The organism is Novipirellula caenicola (assembly GCF_039545035.1).
Taxonomy (GTDB): domain Bacteria; phylum Planctomycetota; class Planctomycetia; order Pirellulales; family Pirellulaceae; genus Novipirellula; species Novipirellula caenicola.
Genome location: NZ_BAABRO010000003.1, coordinates 262,803 through 284,749 on the forward strand (window position 1 = coordinate 262,803; position 21,947 = coordinate 284,749).

8 protein-coding genes are annotated in these 21,947 nt (G+C 53.4%); 2 read left to right on the forward strand and 6 right to left on the reverse strand.

What is annotated here, in order from left to right; all coding sequences use genetic code 11:
• Window positions 1-469: 469 nt before the first annotated feature.
• The 4 genes from ABEA92_RS08400 to hpnC all read right to left on the reverse strand — a co-directional run bounded on the left by ABEA92_RS08400 (window position 470) and on the right by hpnC (window position 17,131).
• A complete protein-coding gene (locus ABEA92_RS08400) occupies window positions 470-12,526 on the reverse strand; it encodes a LamG-like jellyroll fold domain-containing protein (RefSeq protein WP_345683373.1) in 12,057 nt (4,018 codons plus the stop codon).
• A gap of 864 nt (window positions 12,527-13,390) precedes the next feature.
• Window positions 13,391-14,911, reverse strand: a complete 1,521-nt coding sequence (gene hpnE, locus ABEA92_RS08405) for a hydroxysqualene dehydroxylase HpnE (RefSeq protein ID WP_345683374.1) — start codon at window positions 14,909-14,911, stop codon at window positions 13,391-13,393.
• The gene (locus ABEA92_RS08410; RefSeq protein ID WP_345683640.1) at window positions 14,908-15,918 is read right to left on the reverse strand and encodes a phytoene/squalene synthase family protein; all 1,011 of its coding nucleotides are present in this window, start codon (window positions 15,916-15,918) and stop codon (window positions 14,908-14,910) included. The genes hpnE and ABEA92_RS08410 overlap by 4 nt, the downstream gene beginning before the upstream one ends.
• A gap of 346 nt (window positions 15,919-16,264) precedes the next feature.
• Window positions 16,265-17,131, reverse strand: a complete 867-nt coding sequence (hpnC, locus tag ABEA92_RS08415) for a squalene synthase HpnC (RefSeq protein WP_345683375.1) — start codon at window positions 17,129-17,131, stop codon at window positions 16,265-16,267.
• A 278-nt stretch (window positions 17,132-17,409) separates the two neighbouring features.
• On the opposite strand from hpnC, the gene ispH reads away from it, so the two are divergent.
• Both ispH and ABEA92_RS08425 read left to right on the forward strand, forming a co-directional pair.
• The gene (ispH, locus tag ABEA92_RS08420) at window positions 17,410-18,357 is read left to right on the forward strand and encodes a 4-hydroxy-3-methylbut-2-enyl diphosphate reductase (RefSeq protein WP_345683376.1); all 948 of its coding nucleotides are present in this window, start codon (window positions 17,410-17,412) and stop codon (window positions 18,355-18,357) included.
• 84 nt (window positions 18,358-18,441) lie between these two features.
• Window positions 18,442-19,203 (forward strand): hypothetical protein, encoded by a 762-nt coding sequence (locus ABEA92_RS08425; protein ID WP_345683377.1) that lies wholly within the window; start codon window positions 18,442-18,444, stop codon window positions 19,201-19,203.
• 80 nt (window positions 19,204-19,283) lie between these two features.
• Here the strand turns inward: ABEA92_RS08425 and ABEA92_RS08430 are convergent, their stop codons facing one another.
• Both ABEA92_RS08430 and ABEA92_RS08435 read right to left on the reverse strand, forming a co-directional pair.
• Window positions 19,284-20,591: a 3-keto-disaccharide hydrolase gene (locus ABEA92_RS08430; protein WP_345683378.1), complete on the reverse strand. Its 1,308-nt coding sequence runs from the start codon at window positions 20,589-20,591 to the stop codon at window positions 19,284-19,286.
• Complete coding sequence (locus tag ABEA92_RS08435; RefSeq protein ID WP_345683379.1) at window positions 20,584-21,744, reverse strand: sulfotransferase family protein; 1,161 nt, start codon at window positions 21,742-21,744, stop codon at window positions 20,584-20,586. Before ABEA92_RS08435 ends, ABEA92_RS08430 begins: the two co-directional genes overlap by 8 nt.
• Window positions 21,745-21,947: the final 203 nt, after the last annotated feature.

A 21,947-nucleotide genomic window follows, 5' to 3' on the forward strand; every position in this document is an offset into this window, starting at 1 on the left:
GGCCGTCGGTTTCAGTTAGAACATCAACCGAAGTTTCGCCGCGACTGGTCAATCAATCACTTCGGTCACGTTGTTTGTCGCGGCGACTAATGGCAACCTAGTTTGAACCAGTACGAGCAGCGACCTCGTCCTCAAACTCACAAGCCGCAACCACCAACATTCCGTCTGTTCGCAAAGTAGTTATCAACTTACAGATAGATTCGATGAATGATTCTTCACTTACATCATCTTCGATTCCCTCGACCTCCGAAACAAACTTTGCGAAGACATAATTCTGTTCAGAATTCAAACGCTCTTCGTCGAAGTCGTCATTCTCATCTATCCGGAGAAGAAGCAACGAATTTTCGACGGCATTTCGAGATTGGCTGCCCCCGAGTACCTCGTGACATCGTGACAGAACCGATGATCGTTCAACATCGGTTTGAATATAGAGTTTGCAGTACGGATCAAACATAGCTCAAGCGACCTCCTAAAATCCGAAGCTTAATGGCGATTGAACACCGTTGTCAAACTGACCTCCGCGACGAATAACCGAGAGATCAACATCAATGCCGAGACCGTTTTCCAGCGCCGTGCGAAGCCTAGAAAGCCGAGCCTCACCAGACTGAATCTTTCCTGTCTGAAGTGCGTGACTACGAGTATCTGCCAACTTTGATCCGGCACGCGGATTAGACAGTCGTGACAGCTGTGGATTGTTTATGAACGAATCAAATCGCTCGGGGGAAACCCTGATAGCAATGTCGATGTCAGAGGTCGCACGAGCTGTACCACTGGCCCTGCTTCCTTGAACGAAGACATCGCTGCCTAACCCAAGGTCATCGGCTTTGGATCGTATCTGAGCAGAAATACGATCGAACTGACGTGGAGAAAGTCCCTGCGGAATCCTCAGTCCCTGATTTGGGGCGTTCTTTATAACCTTTACGCCGCCAATGGGCAAGCCGCTGTTCAAGGTTGTTGTATCTAGGGATATACGGTACTGACGCAATGAACCTAAGGCATCTTCTAGTGGTTCAGCGAAGTTGCCACTAAGTGAGCTTGATCCCAAGATAATTTGAGAACCATTGGACCAGTCCAATCCCTCGTTGTATGCGTTGTGCACTCCTTTTGCTGACGAAACCGTACCTTCGACAATATCTAGCGCTTCCAGGGTGGTACCAACGCGGCCCAGCCATCCCGGAGCTTGCGCGAGTTTCGCCAATCCCGTTCCCGTCAATATTTGCGCGCCTGCACCAACCGAAATTTTGCTCACTGCGAAGCTGGTTTCGTCTTGGTACACCAACGTATCTTTCGCCCAGTCGCCCTTGGGAATTTTAGGTACGTACATCCGATTGTGCTCAGAAACGTCGGCAAGATAGTAATATCCGTTTGCAATCCCGTTCGGAAGCGATGTCACAGCATTGCCGGCGTCGGCTACCAAATCGGTCACGCTGTTGCCAAAATTCAGAATTCCTTGCCCGATTCCAAGTAAGCCTGCTCCGCCCATCCCAAGGGCATATTCAAAATAGCTGTCGCCCCAGTGATTCTCGGCAGTGAGGGTCTCATCTGCTGTACGAACCTTATTTGACGACTGCGAAAAGTCATCTTCATAGTACGCCAGACTCATCGCCAGTCCGTCGGGCAAGGCGAACGCGCCGTAATCAACCTGACGTATCGCATCGTCCGTGCGTGCTCCGACTTGAGAGGCAGCGTGCACAGACGGTGGTGGTGCAGACACGTCCTGAAACGCGCCGTAAACGTCGCTGCCAAAGGCGGCGGTTTGCGATGCGATACTGTAGGCCATCGGTAAACCGGTTTGGTTTAGCTGTGAATAGCCGAAGTTATAGGCGGTGTCGTTTGCGACTTGAGGTAGGAAGCTGCCGACGTCGAGTGGGTTCATCCCGTAGCCAGTGATCAGCGAGTGTGTTTTCCTAGATCCGCCGACAAAGTTGGACGGAACGCTGAATTGGCCGACATTCCCCAATGAGTTGCTGAGTACCGAGTCGGTAAAGTTACCAACCAAAGTGCTAGCGAATGGGTTACTAATTTTTCCAAACGCACCGATCGACTTTCCGACGCCCGCAACAGGCAATCCTAAAACACTGACGTTCGCGCTAGCGAATGCACTTGTGCCGCTGATTCCGGCTCCCACGTTCACGCTAGCGAAACTGCCAACGTTGATGCTGAACGTCCCGCCAATACCTGAGGAAGCAGGCGCCCATGCGGTGCTAATCGAACCAACTGCTTTGCTCGCCAATGCACTGAGCTTCGCGGCCGCACCGATGAATCCGCCAGCCGCGCTAACGAACCACGCTCCCGTTGCCAACGCGATACCCGCCGTTAGGTAGGGGTGGTCGTCCGCGAAATCGCGAACGTCATCGCGGGCTTCCTCCAAAAAGTCGCCAATGTCGTCGAACGCTTCGTCGACCACATCTGCAATTTGATTGATAACGCGATTGAATTCACGCGAGACCTTCTTGAAAACACTGCTCAGCCAGCTATTGCCCGTCGGGTCGGTGTAATCATGCGGCGCACCACCAACGTAGTTCATCAAGTTGAGGTCACCGCCATCAAAGCCAAGCGGGTCCTCGCTCAAGAACAGCCCCGATACGGGATCCATCCAACGGTCGCGGTAGTAGTGAAGTCCAGTGGCTTCATCATAATCGCGACCTGTGAACCCGAAGAGATGATCCACCGACGGATTAGATTGCGAATGAAGGTTTCCAAAACTGTCGTAAACACGGTGATTGACGACTTGCGTGGCCCCAGAGATGTCTTGTGCCAAGTCGCGAATCGTTTTGTTCGCGTCAGCCAAAGTCCAGGTGACATCTCCCGCAGCGTTTTCATCTGCCAAGACTTCGTCAACGACTGCTCCGTGGAAGAATTGGTTGGTAATGTCGCCAGTTTCATCTACGACGGCAACAACGGTGTCGCCATCAACGACAAAGCGTTCCACGACATCTGCAAATCCGTCCGCGTCGGAATCCACCGCACGGCCTGTGCGGTGATTTGCTGAGTCATAGGTGTATTCAACGCGTTCGAGCAAATTACCGGATGAATCAAGACGCTCTACAAACGTAATTCGGTTGCGATGATCGTACGTGAATTCGGTGCGTTCACCGGTGGCAATATCTACGCGAGCGGTGCGGTTACCTTCGGCATCATATTCGTAATTGAAATTGCCGTCGGATAGAAGTTTATTGTTTGTTCCATTGACGTTGTCGGTATCGACTCGGTTGCCAGTCGCATCGTATTGGAACGATTCATCGGGAATTGCCGAATGATCTGCGGTTGTGAGTCGTCCATTATCATCGAGCGTTAGGCTGGTTAGTCCATCTGTCAGCGAATCAACTGCGGTTACGCGTGATGAAGCGTCGTAGGTGTACGAGTAATCGGCAAGAATTGTGTTGCCTTGGCGGTGTGAAATCGCTGTTCGACGACCTATCGCGTCGCGAAGTACGTCGGTCGATACCGACGGTGCGGTCGCCGTTCCTAGGAAGCGATCGAGCCCGATCACTTGGCCGTATTGGCTTCGTTCGTACTCGACACGTTTTGTTGTAATCGATGGTCCCGATTGAACGATTTCTTGGATTCGCCCCGCATCGTCGTACGAGTAATTAGTGGTGACATCGCTATTGCCAGGGACTGATTGGGCGATTGAGGTCAATTGATCGCCCAGGTCATACGTGTAAGCGAACGTCGCAAAAGCGGTTAAGCCTCCGCCGCTACGAGCCGACTGAATCAGCCGCCCCGCGTTGTCATAAGTAAATACGTCGTTGACATCGCCATCGCTAATTGAATCAAGTAATCCCGCATCATTAAAAGTCGAGACATATTCTTCAATGGTTGTCCCTGTGGTATCCAACCAAGTTTCATGAGTCAGTCGGTCGAGATCATCGTGAATGTACTGCGTTACTCGCCCGTTGCGATCGGTTCGATGTGTCAATCGGCCGGCATCGTCGTAAACATAAGTGCGGACGGCTCCGGCTTCATTTGTGCTCGTGATTTGCTGGTTGAGCGCATCGTAGGTGTATGAAGTCGTGTTGGTTGAGCCGTCTGTCACGGCCAGCAGGTTCCCCTCAGTGTCGTATTGGTACTGGGTAATATCGCCTTCGGGTGCCGTCACTTGGACTTGGCGGTTCCACGTGTCATATCCAAAGCTAGTCATCAGTGAAGTGCCAGTAGCAACAAGCACCGATTCGGATAATACGTTACCTGCATTGTCGTACGCGAATGTCTTGGTTGGCGCGATCGCAGGGCCGTTTCCGTCTGGATCGGCATAGGTTTCGCTCAATGTTCTGCCGAGTGCGTCGTATGTCCAAGTCGTCGTCGCACCATCTTGGTCGGTTCTTGCAAGGATATTTCCAACAAGATCGTATTGTTGCGAAGTGGTGGGGGCGGGGATTGCATCCGCGAGGTCTGGATCCGGAAGCGTTGTTTGGATCAGGCGGCCGAGGGCGTCATACTGGAAGCTGGTGATCCGGCCTAACGCATCGGTTTCTGAGACAAGTGCACCGCTCACATCGTATTGTCGCGTGAATGTTGGTGCTGGATTACTGTCGCTAAGATCTGGGTCCGGATAGGTCGTCAAAACAGGCCGATCTAGCCGGTCATATTGTGTCACCGTTTGCCGGCCCAGGTGGTCAATCGTTTTTTCAATATTGCCAGCGGCATCATAGATTGTCTGGATGGTGGGGGCTGGGAGAGGACCACTTCCATCGGGATCAGGATGTGTTTTCAGTATTTCGCGTCCCCAATCGTCGTAAGTAAAGCTTGTTACACGTCCCAAAGGATCGATCGAAGAAACGAGATTGCCACTATCGTCGTAGACAGAATGGGTAGTTGGGCCATCGGTTGCTGAGCCATCCGCGGCGGGAAGAATAACGGCGGTGATCCGTCCCAAGGCATCGTGCGTGAATTTCGTTTGACGCCCGAGCGTATCGGTGGTTGCAACCACGCGGCCAGCCACATCGTACTCGGTTGAGATTGAAGGTGCCGGGATTCCGTCGTTTGGATCCAAGTCGCGATAAATCGTTTGGACCAGCTGGCCGCGTCCATCATAGACATAACTTGTCTCGCGATCCGCGGAATCTCGCTTCGAGACGATACGACTGGCGTTGTCATAACTCTGAGAGACGGACAGGGCAGGGAGGGCGTCGTTGACGTCTAGATCCGGCAAGTATGTTTTGACTCGTCGGTTCCAGTGGTCATATTCGTGTGTGGTCATTCGTCCAAGCGGATCGGTTACTGCAACTAAATTGCCAGCTTGATCATATTGGAATTCGGTGACAGGACTTACCCCGTCGACGGAAGGGGCCGTCTGGCGAACTAGACGACCGGCATCGTCGTATTCGAGAGCTGTGACGCGCCCCAATGCATCGGTAACCGATGTGAGATTGCCAGCCGGATCGTAGGCTTTGTAGAAGATCGGAGTGTCACTTGGAACCGTTAGGTCGGGATCGGGGCGAGTCTGTGATATCTCTCGGCCAAGCGCATCGTAAGTGAAGTGACTAGATCTTCCTAAGGAATCGCTCAAGGTCAGGACATTTCCGTTCGCATCGTAAGACCAGTACGTAGAAAACTCGGCGAGCGGGCCTTCACCATCGGGATCGGAGGTTGTTTGCGAGACGAGACGCCCCAAAGAGTCATAGTTGTAGCCTGTGATCACTCCTGCTTCGTCAGTAAAGCTTGCGACTCGACCAGCCGCATCGTAGGTGTATGAGCGAGCCGGAGCGGCAAGTGGGCCATCGGCATCTGGATCCGGAAGTGTCATTTGCAGCAATTGGCCTGCAATGTCGTAGGTAAAGTGCGTCGTTTCGCCGCTCGCATCGGTGACCCAGATAACGTTGCCGCCTGCGTCGTATCCACGAGTTATTTCCGGACGTGGCTCTCCAACATAGGCCTCTGGTAGCGTTCGTTTGATTTCTCGTCCGAGATCGTCGTATTCAAAGTCTGTGGTGCCGCCGGTGACATCCACAATTCGGGCAACTCTCCCATCGCTATCGTATGTGTAGGTAGTTTCTGGGGCGGATTCGCCATCGTTTGGATCTGGGTCGGGCAGCGTTTCCTTTGTCACGCGTCCATGTGAGTCGTATTGCCATGACGTTGTGCGGCCCATTTGATCAGTCGCTGAGAGAATATTCCCCGCGAAGTCATACACACGAGTTGTTGTTCTGCCAACTAGCGGCCCAGACTGGTCTGGGTCTGGGGTAGTGATGCTCTCAATGCGTCCTGCCGCATCGTACGTAAATGAAGTTGTTCGTCCGAGGTGGTCGACTTGGGCGATGACATCGCCAAATCCGTTGTAGGTATTGGTAATTGAGGGAGCTGGTAGCGGGCCATTACCATCGGGGTCTGGCAGCGTGGTGGTTTGTAGACGTCCAACAGTATCGTAGCTATAGGTTGTCACATTTCCGTCGGGATCAACCCGGCGGATGGTTTGGCCTAGTGAATTGTAGTGCTCCTGTGATTCAAGGCGAGAGTCTGGATCCCCGTTGGTCAATTCTGGTGACAATCGAATGATGGATTTATTGACTGCGTCATAGACAACGTTTGACACGTTACCCAGTGGGTCTGTCCAGCTTTCTAGACGTCCAGCGTCATCGTATTCGTAGCTAGTTGATCGGTCTTGAAATGAGTCGTTTTCATCCGCTGCGGTTAGTGTGGTTCCCAGCGTGCGTCCAGCAGAATCACGTAAGGTGGTGATTAGTCTGCCTGCGGAATCCGTTGCTACGCTCGTTCTGCCATCGGAGGAACTATCGACGGTGACGGAATTTCCTAACAACCCGTTTACGATCGTTGATTGTGTTAATGCGTCGTACGAGAGAGTGGCCGAAGTCGTGTAGTTAGGAGTCGTTCCGCTCCCCGTACGTCGCTCGATTAGCCGTCCCAGAGAATCCACGACATTTTGGATGACGCGATCGTTCGCGCCCGTTACACCATCCGTGATACGAACAGACGAAACATTGCCCGCCGCACCGAAGTCGAATTCTTGACGCAAGCCGTTTTCGTTTGTTATTGCGACCATTTGGCCGCTTGTATTGTATTCTGCCGTTCGGATACCACCATCTGGATTGGTCCAGTGGGTGGGGCGTCCCGAAGGGGAGTAGGAAATTGAGCGACTTCGTATGCGGTCGACATCCAGGGAGTTTAGGTCGACGGGAATTGATTCATTGGGGATCCCCGATACGTCATACTGAGTTGAAGATACGATTTGTCCGTTGGCATCGTATTGGTATGTCTGGATCCATTGATCGGCAAAGCGGGTTTCGACGACACGATTTGCCACGTCATAAGAGTGAGTGGTTACGGCTCCCGCGGGCGAAGTTTCTTTTATTAAGTTTCCGTAGCCGTCGAACTCTTGTGTCGAAGTTCCGCCTTCGGGATAGGTGACTGTGATCGCACTCGTTGCTGCGTCATATTCCCACGAGGTCTGCTGCCCTAACGCATCAACGTTTCGCAACACTCTCCCGAGAGAATCGTATTGGATGAGCGTTGTGGTCCCATCGGGACGGTAGGTCGCGATTTTTCGACCACTACCGTCATAATGGTGCCGTGTTTCTTCATCAGACGCATCGGTTACCCGAGTAACATTGCCGGCAGCATCATACTCGAATGTTTCGGTGCTATCCCCTGTGGAGACGCTGATTGGCCGGCTTGCCGCATCGTACATGTACGTTGTGACCGTGCCCTCGGGGGCTGTCTCTGAAATCAGTCGTCCCAAGTCGTCGTACGTCATTAAAGTAACGACGGGACCCGTGGCATCGGGGGTTCCAGCATGCGGGTCGGGAGACTCTACACGAATGACGCGACCATATAGGTCGTATTCATAATGAGTGACTTTGCCGTTCGGGTTTGTGTATTGAGCGAGATTGTGATTTGCGTCATATGTAAACGTTTCCTGTGCCGAGCCAGGGCTGTTTTTTTGTGTGACTTGCCCTAATAAGTTGTACTGAAACGATGTGGTGTAATCTGTCGTGTTTCCGATTTCGGTGCCGCGAGCCGATGTTTCGGACTGTAGCAGCCCGCGCGACGTATATGTTCGGTTGATTGTGTTTCCAAGTGCGTCAGTCAGGGAAATCACGTTTCCATTGCCATCAATTTGGCTCGTGAAGAGTGTTCTGCTCGAATTTGCAACTCCAGCGAGAGATTGTGTGACGGACAATGCTAGGTTGTAAATCGGATCGTAGACCGTGTCGGTGACCAGCCCATTCGTTATCGTTTGAATCTGATTTCCGAACGAGTCATATTGATACGTTGTTTCGGTACCGTCGTTGGCAATCCTTTTCGTGACAAGCCGCTCGTCGCCTGCATATTCGAGTTTTTCAATTGCACCAGACGACGATGTAATCGAAATTACGCGACCTTGCGAATCAAACGTCTGCCGTGCAACAAACCCACGAAGGTCAGAGACAGTGGATTCTAGGTTGAAGTCGTCGTATCGATACATCAAGCGATTCCCGGAGCCGTCAATACTTGAACGGAGTCGACCGTTGGGAGCGTAGGTGTACTGCGTTGAGTTTCCGACACCATCGCTGGCAGTAAGTAGTCGCGGTATGTTGTCGCTGAGATCGTAGCTGTATTCGGCTATCTGTCGCTCGATGGGGGTGACGCCAGGGCCTCTTACCTCGGTGAGTACGGTGTGTCCACCGAGCGTTTCGTAGTGATAGGTCCACATCCTCAGAGCATTGTCGGTCACCGATGAGATGTGGTCGCCCGTGTGGGTAAATGTAAATAACGTTTCCGGTGCTTGCGTAACCGTCGCGTCGACAATGGATGCCAAGTTATTGCCGTTGTAATTTATCTCATGCTTGTTGCCGTTTCGGTCATAGATTGCAACCAATCTTGCCTTCAGAGTTCCGTGCAAATGGAAATCAAAACGCGTGCCGTCTTTGGTTGTTACTGAGTATGTGACAGTTCCGTTGACGGTGTGTTTCACCGCAGACAAACCAGGTTCATCGTCAGCTGTGAAATGGTGGTCTGGTCCAGCGGCAGATGTGTCGACAGTGAAGTTTTTGTCGGTGCCATCGCCTAAATTCCAAATGATGGTGGAATCGTCGCTCGTAAGTTCGAGGTTTGCGCCGTAGGTGAACGACCATCCAGCGCCAAAGCCAACGTCTTGCGATACTCCCGATTGATATTGGCGAGCAATTTGTGCGTTGATGCCAATTGATGGAACGGCAACGTCAAAATCGCTGCGATAAACCTTCCCAGGCAGCACGTCGCTAGCGGGCTGATTTCCACCTGCTAGTGCTGTTGTTATGCTGTCCGCCTGGTAGTGCGCGCTTCCGTTATGCCAGTAACGCCTCGAGAAAAATTCAACTCCGGACTCCACGGCTCGGTAGAACTGTGCGCCAGTTCCGGTCCAGTTGTTCGAGCTTGAAGTGGCATGTAGCGTGACTGCTCCAGCATGCGTGCGTACTATGAATCCGTCATCTAATGCATTTTGGATTTCGGTTGCGAACGGTCCCGACGCGTTCATGGCCGCAGTTGCTGATGCCACGGTATTACCTGACTCAAGGTCGACATACTCATCAGGTTGTATTTTTTTCCATCTGTGAATCTGTTGGCCTTGGCTCTCAGCGACCCTTATTAGCTCAGACGATGAAACCGTTTGCTCGCCGGTTACTGAGCGAAGGGTTTCGTACATCGATCGTGCGGACGCATCAGCAATGTAGGCAGCATCGTCGTCCGATAGCGACGTCGACCAATTCACGTGGTTATTGGCTGGTTCAAAAATCTTGAGGTCGTGAATTGCATAATGAAACTCGCCTCCCATGTTGACCGCGGCGGAGTTTGATCCAGTAACTAAAATGCTGGTTTCAGATTGCCACCGCTCATCGGCTAATTTTCCATTAATCCGTTGGTTGAATCGTTGGAAGTAGTCGGCAGCAGTGTACTTAAGAGTTGCGATTAACGCCTGTGGATTTAATGTGTAGCTGCTGGCTAGATTTGCTTCGGGGCCAGTCAGATCCGGGTATGGTATTTGATCTAGTTCGTCGCGGAAGTTTCGCAGTGCCAGGTCCGTAGCATCATTTGGATTCGTTGCAACAACGGCCTTATAGTCCGAGGCGAAAAGGTGCTGGTCCGAATTGCGGATTGTTGTTTCGCCACCATCAATCGTTAGGTAGTCGACCCACAAATTTAGAGTTGCGGGTACGGGGTAACCAAAATCAAGGCTTGCAATGATTTTATCCCCATCTCTAATCTCCACTCTATTTGCGTCGTGTTTTGATTTCTCGACAAGGTAGAGTGCTCCGCGGCTTTCCTCCCATGGGATCGGCAGCGACGTAATTGTTTTGTCGCCCGCAATTGTTGCAAGTCGAATCCGCATCCCATCGGGAGCAGGTGTTTGCACAAATGGATCAACCGATACAGCACTGGGCGATTCATCGTCAGTCGGGTTGGTAATGAAATTTAGCGGCGACTGCCCAAGCGCTAGGCTCAATAACGAGGATTCAGGTAATGCGGTTGCGAATATTGCAAAATCATCAATCACCCCGTCGACTGTTGAGCTAGCGGAAGATCCACCGATCCGCAGCGTCGTAAGGTCTCCGGGAATTAGATCGAACCCCGCCCCTGACACCTCCCTCACACCGTCAATCCAGACAGACCTCTTGTTTCCATCTTGTACGAATGCGAAATGATGCCAATCTCCATCGTTAAGCCCAGGCCGAGAGAAATATTGACGCTGATTAGCCCCGGTACCGTGTGCATCGAAATAGACTTTACCGTCGGTCCATGGTGCGTGAACAAGCAGCCCTCGGTTATCACTTGACGATGGTGAGTACGCGTAGACAGACGCTGACGGGGCAATGGAATCCAGCTTTTGCCAAAAAGATACTGTGACGCGGCCGTCAAACACAGCATCCTTTAGAGCTTCGGCACCCACAAGCTCGGCATAACCGTTTGTGGAATCCAGCGATCGGTCCCCAGCTTGCCCAGTGCGACCACCTCCGTCTACGGAGTAACTTGCACCAACCAACGAAGCAATGTCAGCCCCAACGGAACTCGTGGCTTGTGACGGAGCAGAGTCATCATCGAAAGGAAGGTAGGTCACTAATCCACTAGGGTTGCCTTCGGAAACCGGCGAAACGTCCTGAACCAAGGAGCTTATATCGCGCCCTGCAGCGATCTCCGCAATAATGTTCGATGGCAGCACGCTTGCGAACACAGCGAAATCATCAATCATGCCATCAACAGTGTTGCTCCCGATTCCTCCGATATAGAAATTCTCGAAATCAAAAAGCAAACCAGCTGGCGAGTAACTTGAACCAGCGTAAACGCCATCAATCCATACCGCCTTATAGTCGTTCATAGTAAACGCGAAATGATGCCACCCATCCGTAAGCGTTTTTGGGCTACGAAAGCTGAGTCTATGAGCTTGACTTGGCGAGATCCCTGTATCGTAAATGATGTCATTCGTGGTCCATGGAGCATGTGCTGAGATTCCGCGACGGTATTGCACAGATGGGGATTCCCCTCGGAATGCATAGGCTGGCCGAAGCGAGTCGAGCTTTTGCCAAAACGAAATCGTGATTTCGTCTTCGTAGCCAGCCTTGTTCATGAACTCAGCGTCATCGATACGCAAATACCCATTACTGGTGTCCAAAGCATGATTTCCGTCACCGCCCGAACGACCAGTCCCATCGGCAGAAAAAGTGGCGCCGAAAAGCTCCCCGACAGGGTCACCAATCTCGCTTGCCGATAGCGACGGATCAGTCACGTCGTCAAATGGGAAATAGCCAACAAGGCCATGTGGGTTAGTAGGAGTAACAGGCGAAACGACTTCCTGCAGTTCATCTGCGGCTTGGCCCTCAGCAAGTTGAGCGATCGCATAATCGGGCAGTGCCTCGGAAAAAACCGCGAAATCATCGATCAGGCCGTTAGGGCTAAACCCGGGATTTCCTCCGATAATGAAGTGATTGAAGTCTGTCGGTAGCGTGGGCGCCCCAGAACCGGAACCGACACGCTTCCCGTCGATCCATACAGATTTACTGCCCCCTTGTTGCACGAAGGCAAAATGATGCCACGCCCCCGTCAACGACATTGGACTTTGAAATTCCAGTCGCTGATTCCCAGGCCCTGAGCGAGTATCGAAATAAATCCGATTGTCGGTCCAGGGAGCATGGACGGACAAACCAGTGGAGTACGTGGACGAGGGAGACTTTCCAATAAAAGGAACCGACTGGACGACACTATCTAGTTTTTGCCAAAATGCGACCGTCAAATCGCCGTTCGTTGCAGCATCATTCAGAAACTGTGGCGAGGCAATGCGGGCGCCACCTCCACTTGTATCCAGTGAATAATCTCCTGGGGTTCCAGTCCTGCCATTGGAATCAGAAGAATAGGTGGCTCCATCGAAAACCCCGACCACGGACCCTATCTCGCTTGACGATTCTGTGGTCACGGAGGGGTCGTCAAAGGGGAAGAATGCAACTAGCCCATACGGTTGATCGTCGCCCACGAGCATTCGGCGGTCTTCGAGTTTCTCTCCCAGCAGCTTTCGCTTTTTTGTGCGTTCTTTGCGTTTGGATCGCTCGAGTGTCATCTTCTTGCTACTCCGTGGCCTCCATATTTCCATTTCTTAATTTTCCTATTAGCTGCTGATGCGAATTGGGGGAAGGCGAACGGTTTCTGCGGATAAAAGGAAGTGATTGTCCTGGTATCGCAGGTGATAGTTGTGTGTCGAGTGAATCATATATGCCTGTGAAAGTCTGGACTGTGATCCAATTGCTTGCAACTGTACTGCAGGCGAATCGCATGCATTTTTAAGGAAAAATGATGTGCTGTTGAAACTTGGGTAAAAAGACAGCTTAGATGTGATCTGAAGGTTGCCCCGCGAGTGGTAAGTGTTGCAAATTGGCGTTATTGCAAGTGCTGGGTCTGTGAAGATGATTGCGAGGTTAGGTTGGTGTACCGTCGCGAAGAAATCTCTTAAGGATTTGTGCAATCTATGATTGCGCTGCTGGTTTGCGTGCTCGTTGCGGTCCGAGTACTTATATTCTTGCGTGATGTTGCTGGCTATTGCATCGGTTGTTTGTGGGGTTTGTGTTGAGTTGAGATTCAGGAGCCTCGTGTTGGCGTGAACTCAAGTTGCCTAAGGTGTCTCATTAGTGCAATGAGTTGTTGAGGCTCGCATGTGCACTTAGCCATGCTGCCCGTGTGTTTCATGGGAGGTTGGGTACTATTGCCCGAGTAGATGCGTGCAGCAGGAGGGGAGTTCTTTAGCTGCGTCCTGCCGATTTAGTCGCTTAATTGGCATGCGCTCATGGTGGTCTTCAGCGTTGGGCTGTGGCGGATCCAGAACTGAGGTTATTCAGGCGGTGATGGTGGTGATGGCAAGTGTCACTCGAGCGAGTTATGTGCGTGTGAGCTTCAGTTCGGTGGTAATCCGAATTAAATATTCGCTTTATCAGTGCTTGGTCACGAGATTGGCCAACCAGCCGCGTTTCAGCCCGGGATCGGCAGCGATGCTGGGCAGCCCCACGGTTTCAAAGATGCAGCTGGCAGCCTGAATGCCGCTGATCACGGCGCCTTCCATCGTCGCGGGCCAGCCGGTGCGTGTCCAGTCGCCCGCCAAGCAAAGCCACGACAATTTAGCCAGAGCAGGGCAGGGGGGCGGGCGAAGTCGCTCGACCGCAGGGCGGATCGAGAACACCGATTTGGGATCGGTGACGACGCGGTGACGCAGCAGCGTTGCCGTTTGAGTCGCTGGAAAGACCGCGGTGAGTTCGGACAGCACTTGCGCGACCATCTCCTCTTTGGACGATCCGCTCATCGGATGCGATCCGCTAATCACGACTTGATAGTAGTGCTCGGATTTTGTTTCGGTAGCGGAACTCGTCAAGAGTTTCGACCAGCCTGGAAAACGTTGACGCCTTCCGCTACCGGAAGACCTGCCACTTATCGTTCCAGCGGTGCTAAACGGTTGGCGGAACAGCCACTGCGTTAACGAACCGACCAACACCGCGTGAGGTCGGTCGGTGATTGGTCGATCAAACCACAGATGAATTCCGCTGATCGGCGATGCGGGGATCGTGTCGAACGACGCGAGATTTGGTATCGCAGCGGCGATCATGGCGTCGCCCAATAGGCTCCTAATGGCGTGCCATGGCACGGCACTGACGACGTGGTCCGCGTCGATGCATTGTCCGTCGCGTGTTCGCACGCTTGCTCGTTGATCTGCGGCGGTGGTGATTGCTTGCACCATGACGCCGCATCGCACTTGAACGCCTAGTTTTGAGACCGCAGCGACAAGGTCGTGCCCGAATAAAGTTGCCAGCGGGCGATCGGGGATGAGCACGTCCGAAGCACCCCGTGCGGCTGCGAAACCATCGACCACGACTTTGCGTGCCGCGGCCATCGACGTGTGTTGGCTGTGTTCACCCAAAGCGCTGGTCAGAATCACATCCCAGAACGATCGAATGCTTGGCTCGCTTTGCCGCTGGGATCGCAGCCAATCCAATGCGACAACGTCGTCAAGTTGTCGCGAGGGGGTGCGAATCAGTTTCCACAGTCCGCGGCGAATCTCTCGTTTTTGCTTGCGATCCAAGTAGTTCAATTTCCCGATCACCGTGGCGAGATGCAGCGGTGCGGGAAGCCAACGTGAGGGACGGAACTCGCTGGACGGAAAGTCAGGGTGAAAGAACGTCAGACTTTGGTGTCGCTGCATTGCACCAGAGAGCCCCGCACGGTCGAGAAGCCCTAGCAGGTTGGTACAGCAGCCCATGGCGACATGTTGACAATAGTCAACCGTTTCTAAGCTGACCGGATCGCTGAACGATCCCGCTCGGCCGCCTGCGGTTCGTTTGGCTTCAAGCACTGTGACGCGGAACTGCTGCGGGTAAGTCCGCGCGATGCATTCGGCCGCCGCCAATCCCGCCAACCCGCCCCCGACGACCACGACATGTCGAGGTTTCGATTTTGCCGTCATGGCCGTGTGGTTTGTTTGTGATCGGCAGCGAGGTGTGATTGAGCCACTTCGATCGGCGGCACCGGCAGTCGACGAAAACTGGGAGGCCAGAAGTGTTGAGACACGATGCCAATACGATCGCTCTGTGACAACGTGATGCGACACACCGCGATGCGAGTGGGGTCTTCCTCGATTCGCGTCAACAGTCGCCGGTAGGTTCGCCACATCATGCTGAACATTGGACGCCCGTCCGGATGCACGTTGTCCCAGACTCGCCAGCCGGAATCGAATAACCGTTTAGCTCGCTCGATTTCGTCCTGAATCAAGCATCGCAGACGATTGTCACGCCGGAGCGTCAAAATGTCGTCTTCGCACAAACCATGCTGCTCGTAGTGCTGGCGTGGCAAATAGATTCGACCTCGTTTTGCATCTTCGACGACATCACGCAATACGTTGGTCAACTGGAATGCGAGTCCACAGTCAATGGCGGCTTCGAGCGGCAGCGGTTCTTCGAATTCCCAGATATGCAGACAGGCCAAACCGACTGCCGAGGCGACGAGGTAGCAGTAATGTTCAAGTTGTTCGTAGGTGTCGAAGCGAGTCTTTTGTTGATCGGCCAACACACCGTCAATGATCTCTAACAGATACCGCGAGGGGATTTTGTATTGCATCGAGGCATGTCGAAGTGCCGGCAGAATCTCTTGAGCTTGTTGATGCAGTCGGGCAGCCCATTTCGGTTCTTCGCCAATCGGCCCCTCGGGTAACGCGATCGTCGATGGCTGGTTCTCGTTGATCAAGTTGATCGCGATCGTTTGCCGCCACCACTCGAGCCATCGCCCTCGTATCGCCGCCGGTTCATCGCAATCCCCAATATCATCGGTGATCCGAGCAAACGCATACAGCGAGCACATTGCTTGGCGTTTACCTCGCGGCAGTAACCAAAACGAGCGATAAAAGTTGCTGCCGCTACGTCGCGAAATGCGACGCGCGAAGCGGTAGCTAGCGGCAACGGAAATTTCCTCGTTCATGTCATGATGATACTCGGGTGCCAAGGGAGGCGGCGATGCCTGGCGGTCGAAACTTCGCGTGAATCGCCGAAGTTTCTTTTGCGGCATTTGTGTTCGGTAGCTACGCTCGCCAGAGCGTGGATAAGCCGGGATCGTTGGCCAGCCAACGCGAATCACCACTTTCTTGCGAAGGTTGCTACCCGGAATTGCTTCACGGCTTGTTGATTTAACGCAAATGCAACTCGCAACGGTGAGCCGTGGGATATGAGGCACCGGGTAACGCGTGGGACCCGGCCGCTGACGCGTCACGGCTCAATCAATCAACAAGCCGTTTACGGCGTTGTCTCTGAACGAGGCTCCGGGGCGGTTAGCGGCCGACTAGCGATCGCAGAATCAAGCCGGCTTGGGTCGCCTTGCTCACCCGAGGGCGGACCCGCAGCACGTCAAAGTCGATCGCCCGGATCGCGGCAAGCGTCGCCCTGCCGCCGCCGACAAACAGTCGCAGGTTCCGTCCCAACCATTTCGGAACGTGGTCACAGAGAGGCTCGCCACGATCAAAATAGGTTTGGGTTCGAACACACAGAGCTTCGATCACGGTCTTCATCACCGGCGGCGTCGACTGTTGTTGGACCATCTCGGAAACCATGTCTTCGCTGATTCCCGACGCTCGAAGCTCGGATTGAGGCAAATAAATTCGGCCAATCGCGTGATCCCGGGCGACGTCTTGCCAGAAATTTGCTAGCTGTAGCCCGGTGCAAATCTGGTCCGATCGGTCCAAGGCCTCGCGGTCAGCATCGACGGCGGCCAATTGCAACACGATCCGGCCCACCGGATTGGCGCTACGGCGACAATAATCGAGCAGTTCGTCGACGGTCTCATAGCGACGCTTCCGCTGGTCTTGTCGAAACGCGTCAAGCAAATCGTCAAAAGGCTGTTTTTCGAGTTGGAATTGCTCGATGGTCGCGGCCAAGGCCGTAAAAATGCCGGCCGGAGGACGACCTGCGAACGTCGCGTCCAGCGACGCTTGGCACTGCTCGAGCGATCGCAGGGCTTGTTGGGGTGTCGCCGACCCATCGGCCAAATCGTCCGCCGTTCGGCAAAACGCGTAGACGTTATAGAAGGGCTGTTTCAGCCGGCCGGGCATCAGCACACTGGCGACCAGAAAATTTTCGTAGTGCGAAAGGGCGATTCGCCGGCATTCTCGCTCGGCCTGTTGCAAGGAGTCGCCTTTCATATCGCTATCAGGTCATCTCGCTACTAGACGTCGGCTACTAGACGGTCGCAAAAATCCACCGCTGGCTTCCGCGTTGGAAAAGCTTTGGGCAAAAAAAGGGGGATTCAGAACCGCGATTTTATGGCACTTTTTCTGCATCTTGGCTCGGTCAGATTGTAGAGGGGTTTCCAGATGTCGCCATGATGGGACAATTAAGAAATGAGCGGATCGGTCCCCCGGACGTGCTCGTTTGCTTCACCCTGATTCTATCTCGCATTTTCTGACGTCGTTGGCATTTCATGAAAATCATCCTGGCAGCACCGCGTGGCTTCTGTGCTGGCGTTAATATGGCGATCGATTCTCTCGATTTGACGCTGCAGAAATTTGGCCCCCCCGTCTACGTCTATCACGAAATTGTTCACAACCAATACGTGGTCAAAACGTTTCGAGAGAAGGGGGCTGTCTTCGTCAATACGATCGAAGAGGTTCCCGAGGGAAGCGTGTTGCTGTTTTCAGCCCACGGAGTGTCTCCGCAAGTTCGCGAGGCGGCCCGGGCTCGCAATTTGAACGCGTTGGATGCCACTTGCCCGTTGGTGACCAAGGTGCATCTCGAGGCGATCAAGTATGCCAAGGCGGGGTACACGATCATCCTGATTGGGCATGAAGGACACGACGAGGTCATCGGAACCATGGGCGAGGCTCCCGAAGCGATCCTGTTGGTCGAGGACGAAGCGGACGTCGATAAGCTAGAGGTCAAGGACGAATCCAAGCTCGCCTACCTGACCCAAACCACATTGAGCGTCGATGATGCCAACCGAGTGATTCGTCGGTTGCGCGAGCGGTTTCCCAATATCGAAAGCCCGCCGAAGGACGACATTTGCTACGCCACCCAAAATCGTCAGGAAGCCGTTCGCATTCTATCGGACGAAGTCGACGTGGTCGTTGTGTTGGGTAGCCAGAATAGTAGCAATAGTCAGCGGCTTCGCGAGTTGGCGGCGGATGATGGAAAACCAGCCTATCTAGTTGATGGGCCAGCGGATCTTAATCTCGAGGACTTTCGCGATGTGTCGACCGTGTTGATTACGGCCGGAGCGAGTGCTCCGGAATCGGTGGTGCAATCGACCATTGATTGGTTGGTCGAGCATTTTGACGCGACGGTCGAGATCAAGCAAATTCGCGAAGAGTCGGTCCAATTCCCGCTCCCTAAACCCCTGCGTGCCTTCGCCGCCGAAATGCGTGCGACATAGTGTACTCGACAGCAATGCAGTTTAATTATCGAATGGGGTTCGTACTCGATTGGGATTTTTACTGCGAATAAGGAGCATGCAGCCATGTCGACAAAAGAGCAACGACGTCAGAAGAAACTTGCCAAGAAGCGTTCGAAGGAAATCGCTAAGCGAAAAGAGATCGCTCGAGAGAAAAATTCGCTTCAATCACTGGTCGGTCAAATGAAGGCGGCCGGAGGCGGGCAAGTCGATCGTTGCTTGATTAGCGCCGCGTTGATGGATCCTGAAAGCAAGTTTGGATCGGTTTTTATCAGCCGTAAAATGCGTGACGGACGTGTTGCGATCGTGAAGTTCTTGGTTGACGGGCTTTGCTTGGGGGTCAAAGACATTGCTGCGCTTGTTTGTTTTCCGTCTGACCAAACTCAGATTCTCGAGCAGATGTCCGGCTCCGAGTTGATGCAAGATGCCTCGCCCGCGAAAGCTCGCAGCCTCGTTGAAGGCGCGATTGAATTTGCCAAGCAGTTCGAGATCGAACCGCACGCGGACTATCGTAAAGTGGAGCCCATTTGGGGTGACATCGACAAGAGCGAGTTTACCGAAACACTGTCTTTTGGTGATGCCGAGGGCAAACCTCGCTACGTCAATGGACCCTACGATTCGGTCTTGTTCCAGCAGCAGATTCGTGAGAAGTTGCAGACGCATGCCGGCGAGGGGAACTACAACATCGTCACGATGAGGAGCGAGTCCGACGATTTTCCCTACGAAATGATGATCGGAGGCGAAGATTGGAGCGATGACCCCGAGTTGGACGCTGACATTGACGAAGATGTCGTTGATGGCAAGGTTATCAGCAATCCCAATTCGTAAGCGAGTGCTGGGCTTAGGGTTATCCCTCGTTCGCAGCCTTCAAGATCAATGTGGACGAGTGATGGCCACGGGCGCTACGGCTATTCGCCGTAGCTTGCGATTTTGAACTGCTTCAGCTCCGCCTCGGTGCTCGGATCGTGACCTTGGATCATGATCGTGCCTGCTTCTAATCGCTTGCCCTTGCGCGGATTTTCGTGGGGTTCCCGGTCGTCCTGCCAATTGCTGACTTGCACTCCGTTAACCCAGGCAGCCATCTTGTCGTCGTGGGCGACCAGCAGCACGGTAGCCCATTTGCCCGTTTCGCCAGCGATAACGCGAGCGTCTTGACGACGGAAAATGCCGCCGGTTCCACAGTCAGCTGGCGACAACGGCAATCCATCTTTCATCTCGTTACTCAGCTGACACTCGTACCCCATCATCTCGAGTCCGGGAATGCAGCGAAAGAAAATTCCCGAGTTGATTTCAGGTTTCGGCAGTTTGTATTCGGCTAACAAAACAAAGTCGTCATAGCTTTGCTTGGTTTCAATTTGCCCTTTGCCTCCTTTAACCTGCATCACTCCCGCGTCGTTGACCGTGTATTCGGCCTCCATCTCGGGATACTTTTTCCACTGCGACAGATCCTTGTCCAGCAGTGACTGCAAACCGAGCGGGCGGAGCCGGATGTTACGAAAAGCGACGCGGCCATGATTGTGTTGCAATGCGATGCGTCCCGCCGCCAATGGAGCGGGGTCGGTGTATTCACACGCCAATTTGCCATCGACGCTGATTTTTAGCTTGTCGCCAATCAGTTCGATATGCATCGTTCGCCACTCGCCAAACGTTTGTTCCGGAGCGTCGGCGGAGACTTCTTGTCGTTTGACAATGCCTGCGGTGGGGTAGGGATTGTCGTCCGGCGCGATGTTGACTTCGTAGCAATCGGTCGCAGGATCGTCGATCTCAAGCGGCGTGCGTAGGAATACGCCGCTGTTGGTTTTCTCGTCGGCATTGAATTCCAAAGTCAACTCGTAGTCTTGCCACGGTACCGACGTGCACAACAGGGATGGTTTGCCTTGATCGACCGTGATGGTCTCGTCTTCGATCCGCCAATTCGCATTGCCAGCGATTTCCCATCCAAACAGCGTGTGGCCGTCAAACAATCGGATCCAGCCCGCGGAGACTTCGGTTTCGTCCAGTCGCGCCGCGAGTAGCTGTTCCGCGTTGGCTTCATAGGGCTGCGGCTGAAAGCTGGAGGTGGAATCGGTTGCGTCTGCGTTTTCAGCCGCAATGGATTTCGTTTTTGTCGCATCGCTCTCTGGCGACGTTTTGGAACTGCAGCCTGCGGCGACTGCGGTCACGACCAACATGAAAACGGAAACGCTCAATCGCAATTTCATCAGCAGGTTAGACATAGCCATAACGCTCAAAATAAGAAGCCCAGCGTGATCGAATCAATTCGTCCGCTTCGGGAGCCAGTTGGTGTTGGTTGGTTTTGTAATCTTTGTGTTCGGTTTCTGCCCACGCCTGGATCGTTGGCTCGACCGCATCAAAATCGCTCAGACGCAATGTTTGGTAGATTTTTCGCAGCGTGCCTACCGGATCGGCGGTGAGATCTTCGTAACGAATGTCGATCAACCGGTCGGGCGAGACGGATTCGCGTTGCTGGTGAAACGCCTCGTACATCTTCTCGAGACACTCGAGCACATACGGTTCGATCGCTTCGTTATTTGGCTTTTGCAGTGCCTGGACTTCATCAAGCCCTTTCCACAACCGGCATGTCGATGGAAACAGCGAGCGAGGATCGCGAGAGATGTGAATGAATTTGGCTTCGGGAAATTCGCGGGCCAAGTACGCGATCCGTCCGGTGTGCGTCGGGCTCTTGATCACCAACGGCCGCCCGGTCGCAACGCTAACGTTTAGCAAGAATCGACGCAGCGATTTTAGCCAATGGTCGATTGCGGTTTCGTCGACCCCTTCAAAACTGAGGTAATCGATATCGACGGGGCCTTCGTTAGGAAATGCAATCCGCCGATAAGGCGACGGCAATCCCATCGTCAGCAACGCAAATTCGTCTTCTTGGGGACGGTCCCATCCGGCAGCCATGTTGTCCATCGGCCGTTTGCCCGGCAGCAACCAATTGGCGAAACGCCGGAAAAACCATTCGGTGGCCAAGAAATGGGCAGGAGCAAAGCACTGGAACGTCGAGGGACTGCTCAAACGTTCATCTCGCACCATCAGTTCGTGCAGCAGTGTGGTCCCGCTTCGCCAATGGCCGATGATAAAAACGGGGGTGCCATGAAGTTCGGCTTCCCGCAGTCGCCGTCGAAAAATGAGTTTTTGCAACCCCCCCATGATCGAATTGAATGGGGTTGCAATGGTCACGCCAATGACGATTCCCACCCGGCTGGGTGAGATGCGAAATCGGCCTTCGCGAAGCAATCGAAACCACGCCAATGGCTTCATTCCGTGCCAAAATCGCGGTGTATAGAACGGATATTGATGGAATGGAGTCTCGGACAACGAAATGGCTGTGAATAAATGAGGGAAGCGAAGGAACCAAATCACCCTTAACACTGTAATTGTTTGGGGTTAGGACGTGCAGTCGTCGAGTGTCGTCGCGGTGTTGCTTTGTGAGATTTTCCATGCCCCCCGTGATGGCGGTGGGTTCGGAATTCGCAAGATTGCCGGTCGATCTGGGGGGCTCCCTCACGCTTTGGGTGGTTTCGGCTACAATCGCACCTCGTTTGCGGGCGAAAGGTTTGTAGGCC